Consider the following 5,675-nt stretch of genomic DNA (forward strand, 5'->3'; position numbering starts at 1 on the left):
CGAACCAGCCGCCGACCCTCGACTACACCCTCAACTGCGAAGAGCCGGCAGCGTCGACGTTGGTGCGTCTCGATCTCACCATCTCGAGCACGCGCTCAGGTAACTCGGACAGGCGCGGTCTGACCATACGACCAGGTCTCCTCTCGGAAGCAGCCGCATCCTTTCGATCACTCATTGCGGGAACCCAATGGGAGACAAGAGCCCGTCCTGGCGCCGCGAGCGGGGATGCCTCAATTACTCTTGATCTCCCAGAGCACGAAATCGATGTCCGGAGAATCGAGAACCGGTTTATAGAACTCACGAATCACAGCGAAGTACGCAGGATAGATCGCCTCTGAGTAGTCATGCTTCTTCCGAGTCACGATGAAGGGCACTCGCTTGTCCTCGACGAAACTACGGAACTTGTCAACGGTCCAGGAGAAAAGGATCGCGTCTTCGTAGAAGGGACGCGAAATCTGGAAGCCGACGTCCTTGGGCCCGATGATAGGCGTGCCTTCAGGGACGATCTTCTCTGCGTCTTCGACGAAAGAGTTCATGCCGCGCTCACCGTAGTAGTAACGCGTCGAGTATTGCGCTGTGGCATTGACCGTCGCCGCGCTCGCCTGCACCATCACCGGCGTGACGAGCAGTGCCAGCGCAACGCTGGAGCTGATCAACGATCGCATGTTCACAATGGAGCCCTCGTCATCAACCGGGCGAACAAGCAAGAGAGCGACAGCGAAGACCACAGCTACCGCGACCAGACACGCCGCGGATAGCACCGTGAGATCCCACAGGCTACGACCGTCGACGCGCTCGTCATGGGTGAGCAGACCAAACATGCCAGCTGCCCCTGCGATGAGGATTCCCACAGATGCTGCAGCCACCCAGCGGCCGCGCGGAGTCCGGAAGCCGGCCATTGAGCGTTTGGGTACCACGCTCAGCAACGTCGTGGCTGCCAACGCGAACATGGGCACGACGATGGGCGTGTATTTGGGGAACTGGAAGGGGCTGGCAGAGATTACCGCGTATCCGAGGACGATGAACACGCCCGCGGATGCAAGCAGCACCACAAACCGAGAGTCGGCCTCTTTTCCACGCCTCACTGCGAGCACGACTGCAGCAACCAGTGCGGCGAGGACGATGGACGGGCCCACCCAGACAAGTGTCGATCCGGGCCCGTCGAGCAGGGTGGCGATCGCTCCCGACAGGCCTCCTCTGCCGGGGGTGCGCGATGAGACGGAAACGAAGACGTAGTCGAACGGGAGGCGCGCGTCGTAGCCAATAAGTACTCCACCGAGAACGAGCAGACCGAGCGCGACCGCTGTGCCGACGACGAACCCGACGACGACAGTGAGCGCCTTCTTCCACTGCTGACCCTGCGACAGCAACGCCGCAACACCAACAATGAGTGCGATGAAGCCGGTGATCGTGAACTTCGTCGCGACGGACAGCGTCGCGAACCCGACAATCAGCAGAGCCAAGCGGGGTGAGATCGTATCTTGTTTAACGACTGCCGCGAGCCAGATTCCCAGCGCGACGACAAGGAATCCAAAAGAGCCATCGATGTCCGGAATCAGCGCGCCGCTGACAACCTGAGGGCTCCACAAAACAAGCGCAGACAGTGCCACGTACGCGATCTGGGGCGCCCTCGGCATAATCCTGCGAAGCACGAGGAACAAAACGAAAATCGAGATTAGAACGCAGACCAAGCCAAATGCACGGACGGAGAATGGCGAGAATCCGAACAGCCCGACGAACCCAGCCAAGAGGTAGTCGTAGAGCGGCGGGTGCCAGAGTCCGAAGTCGGCGGGTCGTAGCTCACCGTTGTAGTAGAAGGGTGCGCCGTTTTTCAGAATCCCCTCGGCAACGTAAGGAAAGACCGCCTCGTCGATAACGTAGAGGTCTCCCATCCGTGGAATTGACAACGCGAGATAGCCCGCTATCACACCGAGAACTCCGAGCAGTCCGCCGCCCCGCAGGGGACCTACTCGAAGTCGACGGAGGCGCTCAAGCGTGCGGCGTTCCGAAACGTCACTCATCTAGTTATCTCTTCTCTCGATTAGCGTGTCAGGGGCCGGTCGGACACGCGCGGGAACGATGGGATTTGTCGCTGAGCTCACCGCTGCTGCTAGCGAATGACAGTTGCCGAAGCTCCGGGCTCGCCAGGGTGACCGGCTTCGTCCGCCGTTACGCTAGAGCGCGAGCCGCGACGAGGCGGCGGTTCAATGAGCAACTTACGTGAAATGAAGTTGTAGACAAGGACGACTGCGGTGGCGATGATCTTTCCCGCGACTTCGGACACCCCGAGCCCCGCAACCGCGAGGAACAGACACAACTGGTTAAGTCCAAGCGCCACCATGTTCAAAGCTACGAACGCAACGAACTCTCGGACCATACTTCTGCCTGGCCGAGCCTTGAACACAAATCTCAGCGTCAGGTAGTAGTTGAGCACAAGTGAGATCGTGAACGAGATGCTGCTCGCAACGATGTACTGAAGCCAATTAAGCAGGACGATGTACAGGCCGTAATCGACCGCGAACGACAAGACTCCGACGATCAGGAACCTCATGAACTGGCGCAACATACGCACGCTCGAACGCAATCGACCCGGACGCTCCAAGCGCGCAAGATAAGGGCTGACCGACAAAAATGCCCTCCCAGGTCGCGCGGTCACATCTCACACGATGATACCGGACTTCGCTCACGGCGCCGCGCCGCGCGGCCACCGCACTCATTCTGCAGGCAACGTGCCAGCGGCAACGAAGTCGATGGGGTCGATCTCGGGCCACCAGCCGAGCTCAGTGCGTGCGCGGGTGACATCGGCGAGACTGAACGATCGGACCGCTTCAGAGCCCCAGACAAACGATCCCGGGCGCGCCGCGGCGAGCTCTGTGTTGTCTACTGCGCGGCCGCTGCCGATGTTGACTGCGCCCCTCACGGTCGCGCGCCCGACTGCCCGAACCATCGCTCGTGCGACGTCGTCAACGTGCACGTAGTCACGGACAAAATTGGGGGTCACGCTGAGGACGGGCGGCGGACCACTGACGAGCGCGTTCAGTAACGATTTGTCGCAACGGGGGCCGAAGACGTTGAAGACCCGCAGGGAGACGGTCGAAAGACCTTCGATGCGGTCGATAGCGCGTTCCGCACGAATTTTCTCGATCGCGTAGGAGGATGTCCCCTCCAACGGGTCAGACTCGCGGTGCGGGGTTGGGCTGTGATCCCCGTAGACCGCGGCGGACGAGGCGAAAACCACGCGGCGAGCACCGTGGGCTCGCGCGGCCAGAGCAAAGGTTCGCAGATCACGCGCGGCCTCGCCTCCGAAATCTCGCCCGGCAGTGGTGTCGCCGCGCACGAGGTAGATGATCGCCTCAGGGCTGGACCGCAGCAGCACCGCCTCAACGTCCTCCGGCGAACGGACGTCCATCCGCAGTGGGCCGCTCCGTCCGGCGAACTCGATCGGAAGGAAGGTCCTGATCGCAATGCGCGACAGTGCCTCGCCGATGGGCCCCCGACGCCCCACCACGAGCGTGCGCGGGAAGGGTGACACGGTCACGTCACGACTGATTGGAGTTCGGTAAAGCCAAATGCTCGCATCCGGGAGATAAGCTCCGCGTCGCTGATGCGGTGACGGCGCGTATCCTCGAGGACCTCATCGATCCACTCGAGTGCGTTCGCAGGCCGGTGCTCGTCCTTTTCGGACAGGATGAAGATCTTCGGATGCGTTGTGGCATCGAGTGCGCTCGACGAATATGAAAGCTCCTCGTACATCTTCTCGCCGGGGCGCAACCCGATGATGTCAATGTCTAGCTTGGGATTGACTGCCTCGATCAAGCTTCGCGCCAGGTCGTAGACCCTCACCGGCTCTCCCATGTCGAGCACGAACAGTTCCCCATTGCGCCCACGCGTCCCCGTCTGAATAACCAGCTGCGCTGCTTCGTCGATCGTCATGAAGTACCGCGTGATGTCGGGATGGGTGACCGTGAGATTTCTCCCTGCGCCTAGTTGCTCACGGAACGTCTGCATGACGCTGCCCTCGCTCTCGAGAACATTTCCGAATCGGACGCCGGAGAAGCGGGTCCGCCCGCCTTGACTGCCCATAGCCGCGACGACGAGCTCACCCAGACGCTTAGTCGCACCCATGACATTGGTTGGATGGACGGCCTTGTCCGTGGATACGTAGACAACTCGCTCAGCCCCGGCCGCAACCGCGTGGCGCATGACGTTCAGCGTCCCCCACACATTGTTGTTGAACGCCTCGACTGCGTTCGCTTGCATGAGAGGCACGTGCTTGTAGGCAGCAACGTGGAAGATGATCGCCGGTTGGTAGTTTGCGATGAGCTGGGCCATGCGTGACTCCGACTGCACGTCTGCCATCTCCACGCGTACGCGCGGATCGTTAGCCAACTGCTGTCCAAGCCTGAACATACTGGGCTCTGACCGATCGACGCACACGACCAGCTCCGGGTCGAGCGCAACGAGCTGGGAGACAATTCGCGAGCCGATCGATCCAGCGGCACCGGTTACCAGAACTCGCTTCGCCTTGATCAGGTCGTGCGCCTGAATCATGTCGTGCTTGATCGGAGCACGACCGACGAAATCCAGGACATCGACATCGGTGAGGTCGGAGACAGACACGCGCTCACGCGAGACGATGCGGTAGGTACGAGGGATGATAGCGAGATCGACACCAGCGCGAGTCACTCGTGACGTGAACTCACGAACCACTTCGCCGGATGCCGAGGGAATCGCAAAGTAGACAGCGTCGACCGAGTGCTTCTGCACGACATCCTCTACGTCCTCCAGAACGCCGAGGACCTCCGGCGCGAGACGTCTGTCATCGAGGTAACCGATGACAGAGTCACCCGCATCGAGGACGTCGGCCGCCAGACTTTGGCCCGCCGTACCGAACCCGGCGATCAGTACTCGACGTCCCGACATGCGGCCTCCCCAGAGTTCGTGGACGTTCCATCCTACCGACGATGGGAGAAGGATCCGGGGGGCCTCAGCGAATGGCCACGTACGTCACACTGCCACGGGAATGTGGGAGTTGGGCTGACCCCGTTTCGTAGGCCCAGTTGTTATGAGGGTCGTCCTGTTGCCCGCGGTCGCGGGCAGGGAGACTGGTCAGATCATGACGAACAGCAGGAAGCGTCACACCCCGGAGCAGGTCGTCCGTAAGCTCGCGCAGGCGGACAGGATGCTCGCCGACGGTCAGGACGTCGCGGCGGTGTGCCGGGAGCTCGGGGTGTCCGAGCAGACGTACTACCGGTGGCGGAACCAGTACGGCGGCCTCAAGGCCGACGACGCAAAGCGCCTGAAGGAGCTGGAGAAGCAGAACGCGACCCTGAAGCGTCTGCTCGCGGAAGCGGAGCTGGAGAAGGCCGCGCTCAAGGAGCTGGCTGAGGGAAACTTCTAAGCCCGGACAGGCGCCGCGCCGCCGTCGATCACCTCAAGCGCAAGCTGCGGGTGAGCGAACGGATGGCGTGCCGTCTGGTCGGGCTGAGCCGCTCCGCGTATCGGCGACCGCTCAAGGGCGACACGGCCTTGGACCCGGATCGGGCGTTCAGGGAGTGGCTGCGCGCCTGGGCGAAGGACCATCCCCGCTACGGGTACCGGCGGGCGTATCACGACGCCCGCGCCGAGGGGTGGGTGGTGAACCACAAGAAGATCCAACGCCTGTGGCGTGACGA

General features: G+C 61.8%; 4 protein-coding genes and 1 pseudogene. 1 reads left to right on the top strand and 4 read right to left on the bottom strand.

Annotated elements, in window-relative coordinates:
- Positions 1 to 230: 230 nt before the first annotated feature.
- The 4 genes from BGN98_RS12630 to BGN98_RS12645 form a co-directional block, all read right to left on the bottom strand.
- Positions 231 to 1,892 carry an ArnT family glycosyltransferase gene (locus BGN98_RS12630; RefSeq protein WP_288121586.1) on the bottom strand — a complete coding sequence of 554 codons (1,662 nt, stop codon included), beginning with the start codon at positions 1,890 to 1,892 and terminating at the stop codon, positions 231 to 233.
- Positions 1,893 to 2,110: 218 nt separating this feature from the next.
- Positions 2,111 to 2,566, bottom strand: coding sequence for a GtrA family protein (locus tag BGN98_RS12635; protein WP_288121589.1), 456 nt, complete (start codon positions 2,564 to 2,566; stop codon positions 2,111 to 2,113).
- 147 nt (positions 2,567 to 2,713) lie between these two features.
- Positions 2,714 to 3,538 carry an NAD-dependent epimerase/dehydratase family protein gene (locus tag BGN98_RS12640; RefSeq protein WP_288121587.1) on the bottom strand — a complete coding sequence of 275 codons (825 nt, stop codon included), beginning with the start codon at positions 3,536 to 3,538 and terminating at the stop codon, positions 2,714 to 2,716.
- A complete protein-coding gene (locus BGN98_RS12645; protein WP_288121588.1) occupies positions 3,535 to 4,923 on the bottom strand; it encodes an SDR family NAD(P)-dependent oxidoreductase in 1,389 nt (462 codons plus the stop codon). Before BGN98_RS12645 ends, BGN98_RS12640 begins: the two co-directional genes overlap by 4 nt.
- A 193-nt stretch (positions 4,924 to 5,116) precedes the next feature.
- On the opposite strand from BGN98_RS12645, the pseudogene BGN98_RS12650 reads away from it, so the two are divergent.
- Positions 5,117 to 5,675, top strand: a pseudogene (locus BGN98_RS12650) (transposase); the annotation flags it as partial.

The organism is Microbacterium sp. 69-7 (genome assembly GCF_001897985.1).
GTDB classification, from domain to species: Bacteria; Actinomycetota; Actinomycetes; order Actinomycetales; family Microbacteriaceae; genus Microbacterium; species Microbacterium laevaniformans.

Coding starts and splice junctions, on each gene's coding strand:
- BGN98_RS12630 (WP_288121586.1), bottom strand. CDS start 1,892: ATGGGAGACCTCTACGTTATCGACGAGGCGGTCTTTCCTTACGTTGCC.
- BGN98_RS12635 (WP_288121589.1), bottom strand. CDS start 2,566: ATGTTGCGCCAGTTCATGAGGTTCCTGATCGTCGGAGTCTTGTCGTTC.
- BGN98_RS12645 (WP_288121588.1), bottom strand. CDS start 4,923: ATGTCGGGACGTCGAGTACTGATCGCCGGGTTCGGTACGGCGGGCCAA.